The organism is Streptomyces sp. 15-116A, assembly GCF_025290915.1.
In the GTDB taxonomy this organism is placed as follows: Bacteria; Actinomycetota; Actinomycetes; order Streptomycetales; family Streptomycetaceae; genus Streptomyces.
Genome location: NZ_JAOCQE010000098.1, coordinates 1 through 21,049, shown reverse-complemented (window position 1 = coordinate 21,049; position 21,049 = coordinate 1). Strand labels below are relative to the sequence as shown.

17 protein-coding genes are annotated in these 21,049 nt (G+C 71.8%); 9 read left to right on the top strand and 8 right to left on the bottom strand.

Features of this window, described 5'->3' with window-relative positions; all coding sequences use genetic code 11:
• Positions 1 to 1,078, top strand: a 1,078-nt coding sequence (locus tag N4P33_RS17825) for an SUKH-4 family immunity protein (RefSeq protein ID WP_399029659.1), incomplete at its 5' end; no start/stop codon positions are given.
• A gap of 186 nt (positions 1,079 to 1,264) precedes the next feature.
• Positions 1,265 to 2,149 carry a cellulose-binding protein gene (locus tag N4P33_RS17820; RefSeq protein WP_260827613.1) on the top strand — a complete coding sequence of 295 codons (885 nt, stop codon included), beginning with the start codon at positions 1,265 to 1,267 and terminating at the stop codon, positions 2,147 to 2,149.
• 16 nt (positions 2,150 to 2,165) lie between these two features.
• Here the strand turns inward: N4P33_RS17820 and N4P33_RS17815 are convergent, their stop codons facing one another.
• The 4 genes from N4P33_RS17815 to N4P33_RS17800 form a co-directional block, all read right to left on the bottom strand.
• Complete coding sequence (locus tag N4P33_RS17815) at positions 2,166 to 3,779, bottom strand: cation acetate symporter (RefSeq protein WP_260827612.1); 1,614 nt, start codon at positions 3,777 to 3,779, stop codon at positions 2,166 to 2,168.
• Positions 3,776 to 4,204 carry a DUF485 domain-containing protein gene (locus N4P33_RS17810; protein WP_260827611.1) on the bottom strand — a complete coding sequence of 143 codons (429 nt, stop codon included), beginning with the start codon at positions 4,202 to 4,204 and terminating at the stop codon, positions 3,776 to 3,778. The genes N4P33_RS17815 and N4P33_RS17810 overlap by 4 nt, the downstream gene beginning before the upstream one ends.
• A 163-nt stretch (positions 4,205 to 4,367) precedes the next feature.
• The gene (locus N4P33_RS17805) at positions 4,368 to 4,895 is read right to left on the bottom strand and encodes a GNAT family N-acetyltransferase (protein WP_260827610.1); all 528 of its coding nucleotides are present in this window, start codon (positions 4,893 to 4,895) and stop codon (positions 4,368 to 4,370) included.
• 19 nt (positions 4,896 to 4,914) lie between these two features.
• Positions 4,915 to 6,414, bottom strand: coding sequence for an MFS transporter (locus N4P33_RS17800; RefSeq protein ID WP_260827609.1), 1,500 nt, complete (start codon positions 6,412 to 6,414; stop codon positions 4,915 to 4,917).
• A gap of 425 nt (positions 6,415 to 6,839) precedes the next feature.
• Here N4P33_RS17800 and N4P33_RS17795 point away from each other — a divergent pair, with 425 nt between their 5' ends.
• The 3 genes from N4P33_RS17795 (at position 6,840) to mfd (ending at position 14,005) form a co-directional block, all read left to right on the top strand.
• On the top strand, positions 6,840 to 7,628 hold the full coding sequence (locus N4P33_RS17795; RefSeq protein ID WP_260827608.1) for an ABC transporter ATP-binding protein: 789 nt from the start codon (positions 6,840 to 6,842) through the stop codon (positions 7,626 to 7,628).
• Positions 7,625 to 10,204, top strand: a complete 2,580-nt coding sequence (locus tag N4P33_RS17790) for an ABC transporter permease (RefSeq protein ID WP_260827607.1) — start codon at positions 7,625 to 7,627, stop codon at positions 10,202 to 10,204. Before N4P33_RS17795 ends, N4P33_RS17790 begins: the two co-directional genes overlap by 4 nt.
• Positions 10,205 to 10,471: 267 nt before the next feature.
• Positions 10,472 to 14,005 (top strand): transcription-repair coupling factor, encoded by a 3,534-nt coding sequence (mfd, locus tag N4P33_RS17785; protein ID WP_260827606.1) that lies wholly within the window; start codon positions 10,472 to 10,474, stop codon positions 14,003 to 14,005.
• 93 nt (positions 14,006 to 14,098) lie between these two features.
• Here the strand turns inward: mfd and N4P33_RS17780 are convergent, their stop codons facing one another.
• Complete coding sequence (locus tag N4P33_RS17780) at positions 14,099 to 14,284, bottom strand: antitoxin (RefSeq protein ID WP_260827605.1); 186 nt, start codon at positions 14,282 to 14,284, stop codon at positions 14,099 to 14,101.
• Positions 14,285 to 14,420: 136 nt separating this feature from the next.
• On the opposite strand from N4P33_RS17780, the gene N4P33_RS17775 reads away from it, so the two are divergent.
• The gene (locus N4P33_RS17775) at positions 14,421 to 15,197 is read left to right on the top strand and encodes an HNH endonuclease family protein (RefSeq protein ID WP_260827604.1); all 777 of its coding nucleotides are present in this window, start codon (positions 14,421 to 14,423) and stop codon (positions 15,195 to 15,197) included.
• 7 nt (positions 15,198 to 15,204) lie between these two features.
• Here the strand turns inward: N4P33_RS17775 and N4P33_RS17770 are convergent, their stop codons facing one another.
• Positions 15,205 to 16,416 carry an erythromycin esterase family protein gene (locus N4P33_RS17770; protein WP_260827603.1) on the bottom strand — a complete coding sequence of 404 codons (1,212 nt, stop codon included), beginning with the start codon at positions 16,414 to 16,416 and terminating at the stop codon, positions 15,205 to 15,207.
• A gap of 70 nt (positions 16,417 to 16,486) precedes the next feature.
• Here N4P33_RS17770 and N4P33_RS17765 point away from each other — a divergent pair, with 70 nt between their 5' ends.
• Positions 16,487 to 17,212, top strand: coding sequence for a TioE family transcriptional regulator (locus N4P33_RS17765; RefSeq protein WP_260827602.1), 726 nt, complete (start codon positions 16,487 to 16,489; stop codon positions 17,210 to 17,212).
• A gap of 55 nt (positions 17,213 to 17,267) precedes the next feature.
• Complete coding sequence (locus N4P33_RS17760; RefSeq protein WP_260827601.1) at positions 17,268 to 18,011, top strand: N-acetyltransferase; 744 nt, start codon at positions 17,268 to 17,270, stop codon at positions 18,009 to 18,011.
• A gap of 7 nt (positions 18,012 to 18,018) precedes the next feature.
• On the opposite strand, the gene N4P33_RS17755 is transcribed toward N4P33_RS17760, so the two are convergent.
• Positions 18,019 to 18,801, bottom strand: coding sequence for a hypothetical protein (locus N4P33_RS17755; protein WP_260827600.1), 783 nt, complete (start codon positions 18,799 to 18,801; stop codon positions 18,019 to 18,021).
• Positions 18,802 to 18,858: 57 nt separating this feature from the next.
• Positions 18,859 to 19,374: a hypothetical protein gene (locus N4P33_RS17750; protein ID WP_260827599.1), complete on the bottom strand. Its 516-nt coding sequence runs from the start codon at positions 19,372 to 19,374 to the stop codon at positions 18,859 to 18,861.
• 202 nt (positions 19,375 to 19,576) lie between these two features.
• Here N4P33_RS17750 and N4P33_RS17745 point away from each other — a divergent pair.
• On the top strand, positions 19,577 to 21,049 hold a 1,473-nt coding region (locus N4P33_RS17745; protein ID WP_260827598.1), incomplete at its 3' end, for a class I SAM-dependent DNA methyltransferase.

The following is a 21,049-nucleotide window of genomic DNA, read 5'->3' as shown; positions in this document are numbered from 1 at the left end:
CGGCGCGGTGCCGCCCGGCGCGGTGCCGCCCGGTACGCCCCCTCCCGGCGTCCCCGTGCCGGGGCAGCCGGCGGCGTACGGGTATCCGCAGCAGCCCACCGGGCAGCCGACCGTCGGCCCCGGCTACCAGGCCGTGCTCCGCTACCGCGCGCAGGACGGCTCCGAGCAGCAGCTGATCCGGCGTTCCGCGCCGGGTACGCCGCACCCGGAGTGGCAGATCTTCCACGAGCTGCGCGCGATGAACGTGCCGCCGGACCAGGTGCTCGAGCTGCACACGGAGCTGGAGTCGTGCGAGCTGCCGGGCGCCTACTGTGCGCGGATGATCCGCGAGCAGTGGCCTCAGGCGCGGATCACGTCGATCGCCCCGTACGGCACGGACCATGCGAGCCGGCAGCAGGGTATGCAGCAACTGCTCGTTCACCAGGGTGAGTTGCACCAGGTGGCCGACGGCCCGGCGCGTCCGGCGCCGGTGCGGGTGCCGGTGCCGCCGGTGCCTCCGGCGCCGCCGATCCCGCCGGAGGGAATCGCGCAGGAGCTGGCGGCGGCGTTCGGTCCTGGCGTGTTCCGCTTCGAGCAGGCGGCGGTGTCCCGGCAGGGTGTGCCGCCGGTCGTGGCGCACACGCTGGTGGCGGCCGGACTGCCGCTGGACATGGGCCCGTTCTTCTGGGCGCAGGCGCAGCCGGGCCGTCCGGTGCCGACGCTGGCGGAGCTGGCGGCCGAGCGGGGTGTGCAGCCGGCCTCGGACGCGGGCTCGTACCTGGTGATGGGCAGCGACTTCGGCAAGGCCATCTGCGTGCAGTACGGCACGGCGAACATCGTCGCGGTGCCGGTGGAGGCGGGCCCGGGTGGTGCGCCGGTGCCGCCGCAGTTCGTGAACACGGGTCTGCCGGAGTTCGCGCGCTGCCTGGCGCTGCTCGGGCGGATGTGGCGGCTGCGGTTCGGGCTGAACCAGGAGCAGGCGGGCCGCTGGACCGTCGACTTCCAGGCGCAGCTGGCCGCGCTGGACCCGGCGGCGCTGGGTTCGCCGGAGAGCTGGTGGTCGGTGCTGCTGGAGCAGATGTGGGACGGACTGCTGTGAGGCGCTGACGCCGAAAGGGCGTCAGGAAAGGGGCCGGCCCCGGTCGTACGACTGGGGCCGGCCCCTTTTCTGTCCCGCACGTCCGGTCTTATGTCCGGAGTGTCGCGTTATGCACCCTCATGTGCCATACCTCAAGATGTGCGCGAAATCATCATGTCGCATCCGTCCGGAGGAGAGAGGTCGAGGATGAGCAGCGCACCGGAGTCGTCGCAGGGCTTCGTGGCCGTGCGGGGGCGCGGCTACCGCCCCTTGCAGGTGATCGCGTACGTCGAGGCCCTGTCCCAGGAGCGGGACGCCGCCTGGGAGCGGGCCGCCCGGCTCACCGTGCTGGCGAGGGAGATGGAGGAGGAGCTCCAGCTGCTGCGGGAGCGGGTGGCGACGCTGCCCGAGCAGACGTATGAATCGCTCGGGGAGAGTGCCCGGCGGCTGTTCGAGCTGGTGCGGCAGGAGGCGGAGGCCGTGCGGGACGGCGCGCGCCGGGAGGCGCGGCGGGTCGCCGAGGAGGCGGACGCCGAGGCGGACGGCGTACGGCAGTCGGCGCAGGCCTACGCCGACTCCGTGCGCGCCGAGGCCGACGAGGCGGCGCGGCAGCGGAGGTTGACCGCCGGTGCGGAGGCGGACGAGATCCGGGTCGCGGCCCGCTGTGAGGTGAAGGAGCGGCGCGGCGAGGCGCTGGAGGTGCAGCGGGAGATGCGCCGGCGGGTGGCGGAGATGCTCGCGGAGATGGCGCGGGAGCAGGCCGGACGGCTGACCGAGGTGGAGGACGAGGAGGCCGGGCGGGCGGCGGAGCTGGAGGCGCGGCACGCGGAGGCGGTGGCCCGCGCCGAGAGTGAACTGTCGGAGGCGAAGCGGGCCTTCGCCGAAGCGGAGGAGGCCGCCCGCCGCCACGAGGAGGAGGCGCGGGAGCGGGCGGCGGAGATCCTCGCGGCGGCGCGGGCCGAGGAGGAGGCGATCGCGGCGCGGACCGAGCGGCTGCTGCGCGAGCACGAGGAGATGCGGGACGACGTACAGGCCCACATGGACCATGTGTGCAGCAGCCTGACGGCGCTGACCGGCCGGGCGGTGGAGTGAGAACGCGGTCCGTCCCTCAGCTTCTCCTGCGGGTGGCCCCGGCGAGGATCCAGCCCTCCACCGCCTCGTACTGCCGGCGCTGCTCCTCCGCCTTCGCCCGCCCGCTGGCGATGGTCCCGAGCCAGCCGCACAGGAAGCCGACGGGGATGGACAGCAGGCCGGTGGTGGTGAACGGGAACCAGTTGAAGTCGGCGTCGGGGAAAGCGGAGACGGGCGAGCCGGAGACGAGGTTGGTGCCCGGCATCAGCAGCAGGACGGCGAGGGTGCCGCCGATGAGGGTGGCGAGCATGCCGGTGCGGGTGTAGCGGCGCCAGAACAGGCCGTAGACGAGCGCCGGGGCGATGGCGGAGGCGCCGATGCAGAAGGACAGGGTGACCAGCGGCTGCAGGCTGTAGTGCTGGACGAGGGTCGCCAGCAGGATGGTCGGGACGCCGACCGCGAGCGCGGAGGCGCGGGCCAGGGTCATCTCGCGGCGCGGTGACATCTCCTGGACGCGGGCGGCGAAGACGTCGTGGGCGAGGGAGTTGGCGCAGGCGAGGATCATGCCGGCGACGGAGGCGAGGACGGTGAGGAAGATCGCCGTGGTGACGGTGGTGAACAGGAAGGTCTCCGCCGTGGTCACCTCCGCTCCGAACGCGGCCTGGGAGCCGAGCAGATAGGCGGTGTTGCCCCGCGGGTCCGCCTGGGCGATCGCGGCCCGGCCGATCAGAGCGGTCGCGCCGAACCCGATGACGGTGATGACGAGGACGAACAGGGCGACGATCGACACCGCCCACGACATGGAGCGGCGCACCTGGCGGGCGCTGGAGGCGGTGTACATGCGCATGGTGACGTGGGGGAGGACGGCGCCGCCGAGGACGACGGTCAGCTGCGAGCTGATCATGTCCAGGCCGGGACTGGCGCCGCCGGCGAACTGCAGTCCGGAGGCGAGGAAGTCCGAGCCGACGCCGCTGTTGGCGGCCGCGGCGTTGAACAGCGCGCCCGGGTCCCAGTCGAAGCGGTGGAGGACGAGGGCGGCGACGACGATCCCGGAGCCGAGCAGCATCACGATCTTCAGGATCTGGATGAGGGCGGTGCCCTTCATGCCGCCGATCGCCGCGTAGCTGATCATCAGGGCGCCGACGCCGATGATGCAGCCGGTCTGCATCGACTCGCCGTCGAAGCCGAGGATGAACCCCATCAGCTGGCCGGTTCCGGCCAGTTGGACGAGCATCATCGGCAGCAGCGCGGCGAGCGTGACGACGCAGGCGGCGATCCGCACGCTGCGGCCGGGCATCCGCCGGGCGAGCGCGTCGCCCATGGTGAACCGGCCCGCGTTGCGCAGGGGTTCGGCCAGCAGGAACATCAGCAGCATCAGCGACAGGGCGGTGCTCAGCGCGAGGACGATGCCGTCGTAGCCGAACAGGGCGATGACGCCGCCGGTGCCGAGGACGGTCGCGGCGGAGATGTAGTCACCGGCGATGGCGAGGCCGTTGCGCATGGGGGACAGGGAGCCGTAGCCGGTGTAGAACTCGTCGAGGTCGTCGCGGTCGGGGCCGGTCATCACGCACAGCAGGAGGGTGACGGTGGCGACGGCGGAGAAGCCGACGAGGGCCATGGCCTGGGCGTTTCCGCTGAACTCGGGGTTCATCGCGCGGCCTCCCGCTTGGCGTCGAGTTCCGCCTGCTTGCGGATGAGGGCGGCCAGGGGGTCGACGCGGCGGCGGGCGGTGCCTTCGTACAGGGCGATCGCCAGCCAGGTGACGGGGACCTGGAACAGGGCCAGCAGCAGCCCGGTGGGCAGGCCGTCGGTGACGGTGCCGGTCATGAAGGACGGGGCGTACGCGGACAGGATCAGGAAGAGGGTGAAGTAGCCGAGCGCGGTGAGGGTCGCCACGCGCCGCTGCCAGCGGTAGGCGCTGCGCAGGATCCGCAGGTCGCTGTGGTGCCCGAGACGGGCGTGCGGCACCGTCCGCCGCGGCGGCTCGGGCGGGGCGGGCGGCTGCCAGGGGTAGGAGGCGTAGGGGGGAGAGGCGTCGCGGCGCGGGGGAGGCGCCTGATACGGGTCGTAGGACATCCCGTACTCCTTGCGTGGCTCGGGTCCGGTGCGGCGGACCGCAGGGAGGTGGGGGGTGGTAGCGGAGGACGCACGCTACTCGGGAGTTCAGGACACCGCTGCGTTTTGGCCAAACTGATCGGTCGGTCCGAGGAAACGGCTCTGACCAGGGGTGTTACCGCCGTTAACTTGCGGCGCTCGTGTGAGCCTCGTGTGGAGAAGGCGCCCCGAGGAACCGGAGGTAACCGACGCCGGGACGGCCGCCGACCACGGTGTCGCGTACCCGGATGAAGCCGCTCCGGGTCAGCACCTTCATGGAGGCGGGGTTGTCGAGCGTGGTGACCGCCGTCAGGGATGTCAGGCCGTACGACGTCCACGCCAGCCGGCACATCTGCGCCACCGCCGCCGTCGCCACGCCCCGGCCCGTCGCGGACTCGGCCACCCGGTAGCCGAGTTCGGCCGAGCCGTTCGTCACGTCGATCAGGTTGATCCGGCCGATCAGCCGCCCCTCCTCGTCCAGCACCACGTGGAAGTGGCAGACGCCCGCTTCCTGTTCGGCGCGCAGCGACGCGAGACGCGCGGCGAAACCGGTCGGCGTGAAGAACGCATCGCCGCGGTCCGGCACCGTACGGGCGAAGTACGCGCGGTTCTCCCGCTCGAAGGCCAGCAGGGCATCGGCGTGCTCCGCGTGGAGGCGTTCCAGGGTCACCATGCCGGGACCGTAGGCGCACTCAGTCCTTCAGCACCGGGAATTTCCGCGGCGCCAGGAGCAGCAGGACCAGGAAGGCCAGGGCCGCCGCGCCCGCCGCGCCCAGGTAGACCGCGTGCACGGCGTCCGCGATGGCCCGGCGGGTCGATGCGGCGGCGGTGCCGGAGTCCAGGGCCCTGGTCACCGAGTCCAGGTCGCCCCCGCCACCGAGCCGGGCCGCCAGGACGCCGTTGGCGACCGCGCCGAACACGGCCGCGCCGACCGTCTGGCCCGTCTGGCGGCAGAAGAGGATCGACGCCGTCGCCGTACCGCGCTCCGCCCAGTCCACCGTCGACTGGACGCCGACGATCAGGGGGAGTTGGAACAGGCCCAGGGCCGCGCCCAGGAGCAGCATCAGCAGGGTTGGCTGCCAGGCCTCGCCCGGGTAGGGGAGGAAGGGGAACGCGAACAGGATCAGCGCTGCCGTGCCGATGCCGAGCATGGCCGTGTTGCGGAAGCCGATCCTGCGGTAGACGTGCTGGCTGAGCGCCGCCGAGATGGGCCAGCTCAGCGTCCAGACGGAGAGGACGAAGCCGGCCGCCACCGGAGCGAGGCCGAGGACCGACTGGGCGTAGGTCGGCAGGAAGACCGTCGGCGCCACCATCAGCAGACCCAGCGCGCCGAGGGCGAGATTCACCGCGGCGATCGTGCGGCGGCGCCACACCCAGCCCGGGATGATCGGCTCCGCCGCCCGGCGTTCCACCAGGAAGAACAGCACCAGCAGCGCAACTCCCGTCCCCAGCAGGGCCAGTGACGGAGCCGACAGCCAGTCCCAGGCGACCCCGCCCTGCACCAGCGCGGTCAGCAGCGCGCCGCCGCACGCGAACACCGTCAGCGCGCCCGCCCAGTCCACGCGCGCGCGTGCCGCCCGCTGCCGCTGCGGCTCGTGCAGATGACGGACGATCAGCCACAACGCCACCGCCCCGATGGGCAGGTTGATCAGGAAGATCCAGCGCCAGTCGGCGTACGCGGCGAGCACGCCGCCGAGTCCGGGTCCCGCCACCGCCGACACGGCCCACACCGTGGACAGCCGGGCCTGGATCTTCGGGCGCTGCTCGAGCGGGTACAGGTCGGCCGCCAGCGTCTGCACCGTGCCCTGCAGCGCGCCGCCGCCCAGGCCCTGCACGATGCGGAAGGCGATCAGCGCGGCCATGTTCCACGCCAGCGCGCACAGCAGCGAGCCCAGCAGGAACACCACCGCGCCCGCCACGAGGACGGGTTTGCGGCCGAAGGTGTCGGAGAGCTTGCCGTAGACGGGCAGGGTGACGGTCACGGCGAGGAGGTAGCCGGAGAACAGCCAGGAGAAGACGGAGAAGCCGCCGAGGTCGCCGACGATCTGCGGGACGGCGGTGGAGACGATGGTGGAGTCGAGCGCGGCCAGCGCCATCGCCAGCATCAGGGCGGCGACGACCGCCCCGCGCCGGTCGGGTGTGCTCCGCTGCTCCGCGATCCCCTGTGCCGCCGCCGGTCTGGTGTCGCCCACCGGAATCCTTCCCTCGCCGTTACGTGCCCCCTGCACCTGTCTGCCGCCGCTCAGCATCCCACTTGCCCCTGACGCAGCGGGAGGGTGCAGGCTGACTGCACCGGCGGAGGGAGCCGACCCCGAGAAGGGCTCCTCCCCCCGGGGGAGGGCCCTTAGGGGGACCTCCGTACTACGGCTCGGGGAGGGTTCGTACCGGCGGAGGACGAGACGGCCCCGAGGCGTTCTTAACCTGGCTTTACGCCGCTGGGGGGCGGCTGAGCCCAGCAACGGGGGTGGGGTTTTCCTCAGTACAAGACTGCGCTGAGCACCAGCGCGCTCGACCCCTCCGCGCCGCAAGACTGAGCACGTCAACAAGCAAGCCCCACCGGAACGCACTCGCCGAGTGCACCGCACGTTCATCTGCTGACCGACATAGGAGACATACCGTGACATCGGCTGTGACCATTCCCAGGCACGGGGGTACTGGAAGTCGTACGGCCGTTGCCGCGCGGGCGCGGCAGGTCGTCAAGGCCTACGGGTCGGGCGAGACCCGTGTCGTCGCCCTGGACCACGTGGACGTGGACATCGCCCGCGGCCAGTTCACCGCGATCATGGGCCCCTCGGGGTCCGGCAAGTCCACCCTGATGCACTGCCTGGCCGGGCTCGACACCGTGACGTCCGGGCAGATCTACCTGGACGAGACCGAGATCACCGGCCTGAAGGACAAGAAGCTCACGCGGCTGCGCCGGGACCGGATCGGGTTCATCTTCCAGGCGTTCAACCTGCTGCCGACGCTCAACGCGCTCGAGAACATCACGCTGCCCATGGACATCGCCGGCCGCAAGCCCGACAAGGCGTGGCTGGACCGGGTCGTGGAGACCGTGGGCCTCGCCGGGCGGCTCAAGCACCGGCCGACCCAGCTGTCCGGCGGCCAGCAGCAGCGCGTCGCCGTGGCGCGGGCCCTGGCCGCCCGGCCCGAGATCATCTTCGGTGACGAGCCGACCGGAAACCTCGACTCGCGCGCCGGCGCCGAGGTGCTCGGCTTCCTGCGCCGCTCCGTCGACGAGCTGGGCCAGACCATCGTGATGGTCACCCACGACCCGGTCGCCGCGTCCTACGCGGACCGCGTGCTGTACCTCGCCGACGGCCGGATCGTCGACGAGATGTTCAAGCCGACCGCCGAGACCGTCCTGGACCGCATGAAGGACTTCGACGCCCGGGGGCGGACGTCATGACCGTGCTCAAGACCTCGATGCGCAACTTCGTCGCGCACAAGGGCCGGATGGCGCTGTCGGCGATCGCCGTGCTGCTGTCGGTGGCGTTCGTGTGCGGGACGCTCGTCTTCACGGACACCATGTCCACCACCTTCGACAAGCTGTTCGCGGCCACGTCGTCCGATGTGACGGTGAGCGCCAAGAACTCCTCCGACACCGGTGAGACGACCTCCGGCAACGGCAAGCCGCCCGTGATCCCGGCCTCGGTGGTCTCCGAGGTGCGCAAGGCGGAGGGCGTGAAGTCGGCCGAGGGCACCGTGTTCTCCACCTCGGTGACCGTCGTCGACGCCGACAAGGACAGCCTCTCGCCCACGGGCGGCGGCCCCACCATCGTCGGCAGCTGGAACGGCAACGACGCCCGCACCATGGACGTCACCGAAGGCGCGGCGCCCAAGGGCGCGGGCCAGGTGATGGTCGACGCGGACACCGCCGACAAGCACGGCCTCGGGCTCGGCGACGAGATCCGCTGGATCACCGCCGTCGGCACCCACACCGCGAAGATCTCCGGCATCGCCGACTTCACCGTCACCAACCCCGGTGCCGCGATCTTCTACCTGGACACGCCGACCGCGCAGAAGACCCTGGTCGGCGAGAGCGGCGTCTACACCAACGTCAACGTCACCGCCGCGGCCGGCGTCTCCGACGCGCAGCTGAAGAAGAACGTCGCGGCCGAACTCGGCGCCGAGTACAAGGTGCAGACCGCCAAGGAGACCGCGGAGGCCAACCAGAAGGACGTCGAGGGCTTCATGAGCGTCATGAAGTACGCGATGCTCGGCTTCGCCGGGATCGCCTTCCTCGTCGGCATCTTCCTGATCATCAACACGTTCTCCATGCTGGTCGCCCAGCGCACCCGGGAGATCGGCCTGATGCGCGCCATCGGCTCCTCCCGCAAGCAGGTCAACCGCTCGGTGCTGGCCGAGGCGCTGCTGCTCGGCGTGGTCGGCTCGGTGCTCGGGGTGGGCGCGGGCGTCGGGCTCGCGGTCGGGCTGATGAAGCTCATGGGCCAGATGGGCATGAAGCTGTCCACCGACGACCTCACCATCGCCTGGACGACCCCCGTGGTCGGCCTGGTCCTGGGCGTCGTCGTCACCGTCCTCGCCGCCTACCTGCCCGCCCGGCGGGCCGGGAAGATCTCCCCGATGGCCGCCCTGCGCGACGCCGGCACCCCGGCGGACGGCAAGGCCGGCTGGATCCGCGGCCTGATCGGTCTGGTCCTCACCGGCGGCGGTGCCTTCGCCCTGTACCTGGCGGGCGCGGCGGACAAGGCCACTGAGGGCTCCCTGTGGCTGGGCATCGGCGTGGTGCTGTCGCTGATCGGCTTCGTCGTCATCGGTCCGGTGCTCGCGAGCGGAGTCGTACGGGTCCTCGGCGCGGTCCTGCTGCGGGCCTTCGGACCGGTCGGACGGATGGCCGAGCGCAACGCCCTGCGCAACCCGCGCCGCACCGGCGCGACGGGCGCCGCGCTGATGATCGGCCTCGCGCTGGTGGCGTGCCTGTCCGTGGTCGGCTCCTCGATGGTCGCCTCGGCGACGGACCAGCTCGACAAGACGGTCGGTACGGACTTCATCATCCAGAACGACCAGGGCCAGCTGATCACCCCGCAGGCCGTCGAGGCGGCGAAGAAGGCGGAAGGCCTGGAGCACTTCACCGAGTACAAGGTGCTCGACGCCTCGCTGACCACGCCGGACGGCAGGACGACCAAGAAGGAGACGATCAACGCGGCCGACCCGACGTACGCGACCGACCTGCGCACCGAGACGGTGGCCGGGAACCTCGCGGACGCCTACGAGCCCGACTCGATGTCCGTCTTCGAGGGCTTCGCCGAGGAACACGGCATCGAGATCGGCTCCACCGTGAAGGTCGACTTCGAGGACGGTTCGACCGCCGACCTGACGGTCCGGGCCATCACCAGCGACGAGGCCGTCATCGACAAGGGCGCGATGTACACGTCGATCGCGACGGTGTCCCGTTACGTCCCCGCCGACAGGATGCCGCTGGACGTGCTGCTCTTCGCCTCGGCGAAGGACGGCCAGGAGGCGGCCGCGTACACGTCCCTCAAGGCGGCCCTGGACGAGTACCCGCAGTACACGGTCCGTGACCAGACCGACTACAAGGAGGCGCTGAAGGACCAGATCGGCCAGCTGCTGAACATGATCTACGGCCTGCTGGCCCTGGCGATCATCGTGGCGATCCTGGGCGTGGTGAACACCCTGGCCCTGTCGGTCGTCGAGCGCACCCGGGAGATCGGCCTCATGCGGGCGATCGGCCTCTCGCGCCGGCAGCTGCGCCGCATGATCCGCATGGAGTCGGTCGTGATCGCCCTGTTCGGCGCGCTGCTGGGCCTGGGCCTGGGCATGGGCTGGGGCGCCACCGCCCAGCAGCTGCTCGCTCTGGAGGGCCTGAAGGTCCTCGACATCCCGTGGCCGACGATCATCGGCGTCTTCATCGGCTCGGCCTTCGTGGGCCTGTTCGCGGCCCTGGTCCCGGCGTTCCGCGCCGGCCGCATGAACGTCCTGAACGCGATCGCCACGGAGTAGCCACCGCATACGGGGGTTGCGGGGGAAGCCCCGGTGCCGGGAAGTCCTTGGGGGGACTTCCCGGCACCGGGCTGTTTGCGTGCCGAACTGTGTCACTCACCGAGTCGGGTGGTGGGTGGGCATAGGCCGGGGGTCCAGGGGGCGGAGCCCCCTGGTACGTCGCCACGAACACCGGCGCCCCGGCAACAGACGTACGCTGGATACCCCCCGGCCGCGACACCCGTCGGGATCTTCGTGTTGCCCACCCTTGGATGGAAGCGCCCCTCCATGAGCCTGCACGGTCTGCTCGACGCCGTAGTCAAGGACCCCGCCCTCGCGGAAGCGATCACCGCCGCCAGCGACGGCAACCGCATGCACGTCGACCTCGTCGGTCCCCCGGCGGCCCGCCCCTTCGCGGTCGCCGCCCTCGCCCGGGAGGCCGCCCGCCCCGTCCTCGCGGTGACCGCGACCGGCCGTGAGGCCGAGGACCTCGCCGCAGCCCTGCGCTCCCTCCTCCCCCCGGAGGGCGTCGTGGAGTACCCCTCCTGGGAGACCCTCCCGCACGAGCGGCTCAGCCCCCGCAGCGACACCGTCGGCCGCCGCCTCGCCGTCCTGCGCCGCCTCGCCCACCCCCGCTCCGACGACCCCGAGACCGGCCCGGTCTCCGTCGTCGTCGCCCCCGTGCGTTCCGTCCTCCAGCCCCAGGTCAAGGGCCTCGGCGACCTGGAACCCGTCGCGCTGCGCACCGGCCAGACCGCCGACCTGAACGAGGTCGTCGAGGCCCTCGCCGCCGCCGCGTACGCGCGCGTGGAGCTTGTCGAGAAGCGCGGCGAGTTCGCGGTGCGCGGCGGCATCCTCGACGTGTTTCCGCCCACCGAGGAACACCCCCTGCGCGTGGAGTTCTGGGGCGACGACGTCGAGGAGATCCGCTACTTCAAGGTCGCCGACCAGCGCTCCCTGGAGGTCGCCGAGCACGGCCTGTGGGCCCCGCCCTGCCGTGAGCTGCTGCTCACCGACGACGTACGGGAACGCGCGCGTGTGCTCGCCGAACAGCACCCCGAGCTGGGCGAACTGCTCGGCAAGATCGCCGAGGGCATCGCGGTCGAGGGCATGGAGTCCCTCGCGCCCGTCCTCGTCGACGACATGGAGCTGCTGCTGGACGTGCTGCCCAAGGGCTCCATGGCCGTCGTATGCGACCCGGAGCGGGTCCGCACGCGTGCCGCCGATCTCGTCGCCACCTCGCAGGAGTTCCTCCAGGCCTCCTGGGCGGCCACCGCCGGCGGAGGCGAGGCCCCCATCGACGTCGGCGCCGCCTCCCTGTGGTCCATCGCGGACGTACGGGACCGGGCGCGCGAGCTGGACATGATGTGGTGGTCGGTGTCGCCGTTCGCCGCGGACGAGGAGCTCGACGCGGACACGCTCAAGCTCGGCATGCACGCCCCCGAGACCTACCGCGGCGACACCGCGCGGGCCCTCGCCGACACCAAGGGCTGGCTCGCCGACGGCTGGCGCACGGTGTTCGTCACCGAGGGCCACGGCCCGGCCGCCCGCACGGTCGAGGTGCTCGGCGGCGAGGGCATCGCCGCCCGTCTGGACACCGACCTCGCCGAGATCACCCAGTCCGTCGTGCACGTCGCCTGCGGCGGCATCGACCACGGCTTCGTCGACCCGGCGCTCAAGCTGGCCGTGCTCACCGAGACCGACCTCACCGGCCAGAAGGCCTCCGGCCGCGAGGGCGCCCGGATGCCGGCCCGGCGCCGCAAGACGATCGACCCGCTCACCCTGGAGGCGGGCGACTACATCGTCCACGAGCAGCACGGCGTCGGCCGCTACATCGAGATGGTGCAGCGCACCGTGCAGGGCGCCACCCGCGAGTACCTGGTCGTGGAGTACGCCCCCGCCAAGCGCGGCCAGCCCGGCGACCGGCTGTACATCCCCACCGACCAGCTGGAGCAGATCACCAAGTACGTCGGCGGCGAGGCCCCCACCCTGCACCGGCTCGGCGGCGCCGACTGGACCAAGACCAAGGCGCGCGCCAAGAAGGCCGTCAAGGAGATCGCCGCCGACCTGATCAAGCTCTACAGCGCCCGGATGGCCGCCCCCGGCCATGCCTTCGGCGCCGACACCCCCTGGCAGCGCGAGCTGGAGGACGCCTTCCCCTACGCGGAGACGCCCGACCAGCTCACCACCATCGCCGAGGTCAAGGAGGACATGGAGAAGTCGGTTCCCATGGACCGCCTGATCTGCGGCGACGTCGGCTACGGCAAGACCGAGATCGCGGTACGGGCCGCGTTCAAGGCCGTCCAGGACGGCAAGCAGGTCGCCGTCCTCGTCCCCACGACGCTCCTCGTTCAGCAGCACTTCGGCACGTTCAGCGAGCGGTACGCGCAGTTCCCGGTGAACGTGAAGGCGCTGTCCCGCTTCCAGAGCGACACCGAGGCGAAGGCCGTCCTGGAGGGCCTGCGCGAGGGCTCGGTGGACGTCGTCATCGGCACCCACCGCCTGTTCTCCTCCGAGACCAAGTTCAAGGACCTGGGCCTGGTCATCGTCGACGAGGAGCAGCGCTTCGGCGTGGAGCACAAGGAGCAGCTGAAGAAGCTCCGCGCCAACGTCGACGTGCTGACCATGTCCGCCACTCCCATCCCGCGCACCCTGGAGATGGCGGTCACCGGCATCCGCGAGATGTCGACGATCACCACCCCGCCGGAGGAGCGCCACCCGGTGCTCACCTTCGTCGGGCCGTACGAGGAGAAGCAGATCGGCGCGGCCATCCGCCGTGAACTGCTGCGCGAGGGCCAGGTCTTCTACATCCACAACCGGGTCGAGTCCATCGACCGCGCGGCGGCCCGCCTGCGTGAGATCGTCCCCGAGGCGCGGATCGCCACCGCCCACGGTCAGATGTCGGAGTCGGCGCTGGAGCAGGTCGTCGTCGACTTCTGGGAGAAGAAGTTCGACGTCCTGGTCTCCACGACGATCGTCGAGTCCGGCATCGACATCTCCAACGCCAACACCCTCATCGTCGAGCGCGGCGACAACTTCGGCCTCTCCCAGCTGCACCAGCTGCGCGGCCGGGTCGGCCGTGGCCGCGAGCGCGGCTACGCCTACTTCCTCTACCCGCCGGAGAAGCCGCTCACGGAGACCGCGCACGAGCGCCTGGCGACCATCGCCCAGCACACCGAGATGGGCGCGGGCATGTACGTGGCGATGAAGGACCTGGAGATCCGCGGCGCGGGCAACCTGCTCGGCGGCGAGCAGTCCGGCCACATCGCGGGCGTCGGCTTCGACCTGTACGTCCGGATGGTCGGCGAGGCCGTCGCGGACTACCGGCGTCAGCTGGAGACCGGCGAGATCGAGGAGGAGCCGCCGCTCGAGGTCAAGATCGAGCTGCCGGTCGACGCGCACGTCCCGCACGACTACGCCCCCGGCGAGCGCCTGCGCCTGCAGGCCTACCGTGCCATCGCCTCCGCCAACTCGGAGGAGGACATCAAGTCCGTCCGCGAGGAACTCGTCGACCGCTACGGCAAGTTGCCGGAGCCGGTGGAGAACCTGCTGCTGGTGGCGGGCCTGCGCATGCTGGCCCGGGCCTGCGGGGTGGGCGAGATCGTCCTCCAGGGCACCAACATCCGCTTCGCGCCGGTGGAGTTGCGCGAGTCGCAGGAGCTGCGCCTGAAGCGGCTGTATCCCGGCACGGTGATCAAGCCGGCGGTCCACCAGGTGCTGGTGCCGCGCCCGAAGACCGCGAAGGTGGGCGGGAAGCCGCTGGTCGGGCGGGAGTTGCTGGGCTGGGTCGGGGAGTTCCTGACGTCGGTGCTGGGCTCGTAACCACAGCGTGACGGAAACGAGGGAAGCCGTCCACGGACGTACGGCCGTGGACGGCCCCTGAGTCGGTTCTGTTCGATCCGGTCGGCGCGAGGGCTACTGCTGGTCGGGGCGGTCGCGGTCCATGCCGAGACGGTCTTCGACCTGCTGCTGCCCGGCGTCGACCTGCTTCTCGTACTTGCCGCCGGTCCTCTCGTTGATCTTCTGCTCGGCGGTGTCGGAGCCCTTGTGGGCCTTCTCGCGCGCCGCCTTGTTGCTCTTGAACTTGTCGAAGATGCCCATCCAGAGCTCCTTCCGGAGGTGACTCGACTCAGAACCGACGATACGCGCGGCTTGCCTCGAATGCCCGTTTGGCGGTGATGTGGTCTGGACCTCTCGCTCGCTACGGTGGGACCGGACGGACCAGGGGAGGGGCGCGGTGACGCGACACAAGGGGCGGATCAGGGCGGCGGCGCTGCTCGCGGCGGCGGTTCTCGCCAGCGGCTGCGAGGGCCTTCCGGCGGAGGACACCACCGGCGGGGGCGGGGGCGGCGCGGGCGCGGGCCGGCCGGAGCGGGACGCGCGAGCCGTGAGCCCCCTGAAGAACCCGGACGGCACCGCACCGGGCCTGGCACCCGTCACCGGCGACACGAACCGCGCGGCGGCCGTCGACCTCATCGAGCGGCTGACCACCAAGGGCCGCGGCCCCCGCACCGGCTACGACCGCGAGGACTTCGGCTACGCCTGGATGGACACGGCCGACGGCGTACCGCTCGCGAGGAACGGCTGCGACACCCGCAACGACCTGCTCCGCCGCGACGGCCAGAAGCTGCGCTTCCGCTCCGGCTCCGACTGTGTGGTCGTCGCCATGACCCTGCACGACCCCTACACCGGCAAGACCATCGAGTGGCGCAAGCGGGACGCGGCCGAGGTGCAGATCGACCATGTGGTGCCGCTGAGTTACAGCTGGCAGATGGGCGCCGCACGCTGGCCGGAGAGCAAGCGCGAGCAACTGGCCAACGACACCCTCAACCTGCTCCCCGTCGACGGCCGCACCAACTCCGCCAAGTCAGACTCGGGCCCCGCCTCCTGGCTCCCCCCGAACAAACAGATCCGCTGCGCCTACGCGGTCCGCTTCGCCCAGGTCGCGCTCAAGTACGAGCTGCCCGTGACCACCGCCGACAAGCGGATGATGATGCGGCAGTGCGGCGGTTGAGCCGCCGTCAAGCGCGCGGCATGTCCTTGACGAAGACGATGCCGTCGATGGTCTCCAGGTGGGACGGGTCGAGCGCGGCGTAGCCGAACCAGGGGGAGACGCGGGGCGTGGGGCGTGGGTCGGCGAGGGTGGTGGCCAGGCGTGGGGCGTCCACGAGGCAGGGGTTCTCGGGGAGGGCGTACAGGTGCCCCTCGACGGTGTCCGGCGGCGGGGTGTCCACGCCCCGGTGCCGGATCGTGCCGAGGGCCGTGGCGAGGAAGGCGTACCGCTCGCCGAGCCGCGCGCTCACCAGCGCACCGGCGCTCCACCACTCCACCGGCCCCTCCCACATCCGCATCGTGCTCTTCTCCCGCTGGAGATGGGAGTTGTGGGCGTGGGCGAGCACCGGGCCCCGTGCGGCGAGGGCGAGGAGGTTGTCGGCCATCATCGCGTCCCGCAGGGCGCACAACCGCGTCATACGGGACGGTGAGGGGTCCGCCATCGCCGAGTGGTAGCGCAACAGGCCGGTGGCCGTACGCCCGTACAGGCGCGCCCGGTCCAAGGCGTCCCGCGTGGTCCTCGCGAGGAGGTGGGGTGTCTGCGCGTCGAGCAGGGCGACGAGGTCGTCGGCCAGGAGGCGTAGCCGAGCGGCCTCGGCGGACCGCCCCACGGACCGGTTCGGGTCCGTCATCGCGGCGGGATCGGTCCACCGGTCGTCGGGGCCGAGGAGGCGGTCGAGGGTGTCCGTGGTGCAGGGGAGCAGGGGCGGGTCCACATGGGCGGCGAGGTAGCTGTGCAGTGCGGTGAGGGCCTGCCGGGGGCTCGCGGCGTGGGTGATCTCCAGGGGGCCGTCGATGCCGGCGAAGCGGAGCTGTTCGGAGGCGGGGCGGCCGTCGTTGTGGGCGCGCATCCAGCGCACCAGCTCGTGGTTGGCCGCGGAGGTGCCCAGCCCCAGGTCGGGGTGGCTGAATCCGTGCTCCATGACCTCGTCGAGGGTGCCCGTGCCCGAGGTGACGTAGTCGTCCACGATCAGTGCCTTCAGGCAGTCGCTCTCGATCGCGATCGTCCGGTAGCCCTGCTCCTCGACGAGCTGCCGGAACAGTGCGTTGCGCAGGTCGAGCAGCGTCTCCTCGCCGTGGGTGGGCTCGCCCAGGGCGAGCACGCGCGGCCGGGAGGGCAGCAGCCTCATGACGGCGGCCGACTCGACGGCCTGCACGGTGTCCTTGATGTCCGTAGCCATGCGTTCAACGCTATCGTTGAACTTTCGATTGAAACTTCTGCGCGACCATCACCGTTTTATCCTCAGTGGTATGGCGCAGAACCTTCAAAACAGGGGTCGACTCCGGCCGGTCGACCTGGCCCGCGCCCACGGTCTGTCCACGCAGGCGGTCAGGAACTACGAGGAGGCCGGCATCCTCCCCGCCGCCGCTCGCTCCCCCCACGGCTACCGCGCCTACACCCCCCTGCACGCGGCGGCTCTGCGCGCGTTCCTCGCCCTGGTGCCCGGTCACGGGCACGGGACGGCGGCGTCGATCATGCGGGCGGTGAACGAGGGGGAGGACGGGGAGGCGTTCCGGCTGATCGACGTCAGCCATGCCCAGCTCCTCGACGACCGCCGGACGCTCCAGGCGGTGGAGAGCGCCTTGCGCGACCTGGAGGGCACGGAGGTGTCCGGAGCCGAGCCGAGGGGCGGCGGCACCCACATCGGGCCGCTGGCCCGCCGGCTCGGCATCCGGCCCGCGACCCTGCGCAAGTGGGAGCACGCCGGACTGCTGAGCCCCCGCCGCGACCCGCGCACCGGCTACCGCGTCTACACGGAGGCCGACGTACGGGACGCCCGGCTCACCCACCAACTCCGGCGCGGCGGCTACCTGCTGGAGCAGATCGCCCCGCTGATCGCCCAAGTGCGGGCGGCAGGAGGACTTCAGCCGCTGGAGTCCGCCCTGCGCGACTGGCACACCCGCCTGTCCACCCGCGCCCGCGCGATGCTCACCGGGGCCGCCGAACTGGACGCGTACCTGCGCGAACGCGGCTGAACCAGGGGCCGAAAAGCGGTTTCCCGCCCCGCGGCGGCCTGTTTACGGTGATGTCATGGAGTTCAAGGTGTCGACCCTCGCCGAACGTCCCGACGCGGCGGAGCGGATGTGCGCGATGGCGGAGACCTGGCCGGTATTCGTGACCGAGGACTTCGTGGGAGCCGCCTGCTTCCCGCGGATCCGCGCCGAACTCCCCGAGTACGTCCTGTTCGCCGAGGACGACCGGGGCGAGATCGTCGCCCAGGCCTACAGCGTGCCGTTCGCGCTCCACACCGAGGGCCGGGGCGAACTGCCCGCGCGGGGCTGGGACCAGATGCTGGTGTGGGCCTTCGCCGATCTGCGCGGCGGCGTCCGGGCCGACACCGTCAGCGCGGTCTCGGTGTCCGTCGCCCCGCACGCCCAGGGGCGCGGCCTGTCCGCGCTGATGCTCACCGCGATGCGGGACAACGCCCGGGCACGCGGCTTCCGCGAGGTCGTCGCCCCGGTGCGGCCCAGCGCCAAGCACCTCGAACCCCGCACGCCCGTCGAGGAGTACGTCCGCCGCGTCCGCCCCGACGGCCTGCCCCAGGACCCCTGGATGCGTGTCCACGCCCGGGCCGGCGCCACCGTGGACCGCGTGGCGCCGGCGTCCATGACGGTCGCCGCGTCCCTGGAGGAGTGGCGCCGCTGGACGGGCCTGCCCTTCGACACCGCCGGCCCCGTCGAGGTGCCCGGGGCGCTCGTGCCGGTGCGCTGCGACGTCGAGCAGGGGTACGCCGTCTACGTCGAGCCGAACGTGTGGATGCGGCACCCTCTGTGAGTCGCCGTCAGCTCAGGGCGTCCAGGTCCAGGATCTCGCCCTCGGGCTCCTCGGCCGGGACCGGCTTCTCGTAGTCCGTGAACGTGATCGAACCCGGGTCCGCGGCGGAGGTGCTGTCGATCCGGAGGAGGTACGGCTTGCCCTCGGTGGCGACGTAGAAGGTGTAACGGTCCTTGCCGTCCCGCTCGTTCAGCACGATCGCCGGGGTGCCGTCGACGGTCGTCGCCCTGCCCCGGGTGGCGTCCGAACCGCCGTCCTTGGCGTCGCCGAGCACCTCGTCCAGGTCGCAGAAGCCCGCGATCTCGTCGGCGTCCGCGCCCGTGGCGGACATCTTCGTCCACTTCCCGGCCAGCATCTCCACGGCCGCGTCGACGTCGGCCTTCGGCTCGCCCTTGCTCTGGGCCCGCAGGAACGCCTCGTCGTACTTGAGGTAGAGGGTGTCGCCGGTCTTGATCAGCTCGGCCTCGCCCTCGTCGCCCATGCCCATCGTGCCGGCGCAGTCGCCCTTCTTGTCGAGGGCCATGTCGATGTGCAGGGTGCCGCCGCTCGCCTCGTCGGGGACGTCGCCCTGCATCCGCAGGGACGAGGCGCCGGTCGTGGCGTCCAGGGCGCGCTCGGTGATCTCGCCGCCGGTCAGCCCGGCGAACGGCCCCTCGCCTTCCTTCGAGTCCTTCACCTCCTCCGACTGCCGGGAGGTCTTCGACGCCTTGTCCTCGCCGGGCAGGCAGCCGGTGAGTCCGGCGCCGGCCACGGCGGCGAGGCAGAGGGCGGCGAGTGCGGTGCGACGCATGACGGTGTCCTTCGTGATCCTGGGTGAGCGGCGGGTGAAAGGGGGCGGCAGTACGGGTCAGAACTCGCCGTTGCCGAGCAGCTCGCCGTTGGCGTCGTAGACGGTGACGAGACCGTTCTCGCTCTGCTTCCAGTCGGCGAACGCGGAGGCGATGAGCTTGGCCGGGCCCGTGCCCTCGCCCATCAGCCCGCCGGTGAAGTCGGTGTAGACGTCGGCGGCGTCGAGGATGTCGTTCTGCTCGTCGGCGCCCTGCACCTTGGTGACGTGCGAGACCGCCTCCTTCTCCTGAGGCGAGCCGTTCTTCCGCACGAACGCCTTGAACTGCTCGGCCTGGGAGGCCTTCTGGGTGCCCTTGTCGGCCTGGTCGGTCTTGCCCTTCTTGGCGCCCTTGGCCGTCTGGCCGCCCTTGCTGTCCTTGCCGTCCGCCTTCGTGTCGCCGGACTGGCGCTCCGCGGACGCCGAGGAGCCCTTCCCCGTCGATCCGCCGTCCGTGTCACCGGAGTTCGCCGAGACGGCCCCGATGACGACGATCCCCACGACGGCACCCAGCGCGACCTTGGTCTTCATGCCCATGGCTGTGTCCCTCCCCGAAACGGCGACCGCCGCCCTTCGGCGATCGCTCATTCACGCGGTCAATCACAGCATGAGCTGTGAACCGAGTCAACACGATTCACGCGATGACTCTCGTACACGGTCGTGAACTCCTCGATCCGGCCTACGTCGGTATGCTCGGCGCCACACGGGCGGGATCACGCCGACGAGGGGAGCCGGGCGCGTGCAGGAAACGCGGGACACGCAGGACACACAGGACACGCACGACAGCGCCACGGAAGTCACCGCCGCCGGGATCGCCCGGCTGGCCGGCGTCGGCCGTGCCGCCGTCAGCAACTGGCGGCGCCGGCACGCCGACTTCCCCAAACCCGTCGGCGGCACCGAGACCAGCCCCTCCTTCGCCCTCACCGAGGTCGAGGACTGGCTGCGCCGGCACGGCAAACTCGCCGAGGTCCCCCTGCGCGAACGCGTCTGGCAGCACCTCACCGGCCACCCCGAGGGACCGGTCACCGCCCTCCTCCACACCGGCTGCGTCCTGCTGCTGATCCACGACCGGCCCACCGTCTGGCTCGAGGTGAGCGCAGGCTCCGACGACCACCTCGCCGGGGCACTGCCCGAAGCCCTGACCCAGGTGCTCACCCGCCCCGCGCTCCCGCAGACCCCGGCCCCCGAACAGCTGCGGCCCTCCGCCCCCCTCCTGCGCGGCGCCGCCGAACTCGCCGCCGAGCTCGGCGCCCGGGGGACCTTCGAGTTCCTGCTCGGCCGGCACCTCGACGCCAACCCGCGCCAGTACACCCTCACGCCCGCCGACCTCGCCGGGCTCATGGCGGACCTGGCAGGACCCGCCCGCACCGTCCTCGACCCCGCCTGCGGCACCGGTGCCCTGCTGCGCGCCCTCACCCCCCGCCCCGGTCAGGAGCTCTACGCCCAGGACGCCACCCCCGAACTCGCCGCGCTCACCGCACTGCGCCTCGCCCTGCACACCCGCGCCCCCGTGCACGCCGCCGCCGGCGACACCCTGCGCGCCGACGCCCACCCGCGGCTGCGCGCCGACGCCGTGCTGTGCCACCCGCCGTTCAACGAACGCAACTGGGGCCACGACGAACTCGCCTACGACCCGCGGTGGGAGTACGGCTTCCCCGCCCGCACCGAGTCCGAGCTGGCCTGGGTGCAGCACACGCTGGCCCGGCTGAAGGACGGCGGCACCGCCGTGCTGCTGATGCCGCCCGCCGTCGCCTCCCGCCGCTCCGGCCGCCGCATCCGCGCCGACCTGCTGCGCCGGGGCGCGCTCAGGGCCGTACTCGCCCTGCCCGTGGGCGCGGCACCGCCGTACAACCTCCCGCTGCACCTGTGGCTGCTGCGCCGCCCCGAACAGCCGCCCGCGCAGCCGGAACTGCTGCTCGCCGACGCGGGCCGGTTCAGCGGCGAGGGGCGGGGCGGGCCCGACTGGCAGGGCGTGCGGGAGACCCTGCTCGACGCCTGGCACACCTTCGACCGGACCGGCCACCTCGACGAACGGCCCGGACTGGCTCGCTCCGTCCCGGTCATCGACCTGCTCGACGACGATGTCGACCTCGCCCCCGCCCGCCATCTGCCGCCCCCGGCCGCCGCCGACGGCCCCGGCCGGCTCACCGGCGTACGCGAACGCCTCGACGAGACCCTGCGCCTGACCGCCCGCCTGACCCCGCCGCCCGTG

Coding starts and splice junctions, on each gene's coding strand:
- N4P33_RS17780 (WP_260827605.1), bottom strand. CDS start 14,284: ATGGGCATCTTCGACAAGTTCAAGAGCAACAAGGCGGCGCGCGAGAAG.
- mfd (WP_260827606.1), top strand. CDS start 10,472: ATGAGCCTGCACGGTCTGCTCGACGCCGTAGTCAAGGACCCCGCCCTC.
- N4P33_RS17790 (WP_260827607.1), top strand. CDS start 7,625: ATGACCGTGCTCAAGACCTCGATGCGCAACTTCGTCGCGCACAAGGGC.
- N4P33_RS17820 (WP_260827613.1), top strand. CDS start 1,265: ATGAGCAGCGCACCGGAGTCGTCGCAGGGCTTCGTGGCCGTGCGGGGG.
- N4P33_RS17750 (WP_260827599.1), bottom strand. CDS start 19,374: ATGGGCATGAAGACCAAGGTCGCGCTGGGTGCCGTCGTGGGGATCGTC.
- N4P33_RS17805 (WP_260827610.1), bottom strand. CDS start 4,895: ATGGTGACCCTGGAACGCCTCCACGCGGAGCACGCCGATGCCCTGCTG.
- N4P33_RS17760 (WP_260827601.1), top strand. CDS start 17,268: ATGGAGTTCAAGGTGTCGACCCTCGCCGAACGTCCCGACGCGGCGGAG.
- N4P33_RS17755 (WP_260827600.1), bottom strand. CDS start 18,801: ATGCGTCGCACCGCACTCGCCGCCCTCTGCCTCGCCGCCGTGGCCGGC.
- N4P33_RS17810 (WP_260827611.1), bottom strand. CDS start 4,204: ATGTCCTACGACCCGTATCAGGCGCCTCCCCCGCGCCGCGACGCCTCT.
- N4P33_RS17765 (WP_260827602.1), top strand. CDS start 16,487: ATGGCGCAGAACCTTCAAAACAGGGGTCGACTCCGGCCGGTCGACCTG.
- N4P33_RS17770 (WP_260827603.1), bottom strand. CDS start 16,416: ATGGCTACGGACATCAAGGACACCGTGCAGGCCGTCGAGTCGGCCGCC.
- N4P33_RS17815 (WP_260827612.1), bottom strand. CDS start 3,779: ATGAACCCCGAGTTCAGCGGAAACGCCCAGGCCATGGCCCTCGTCGGC.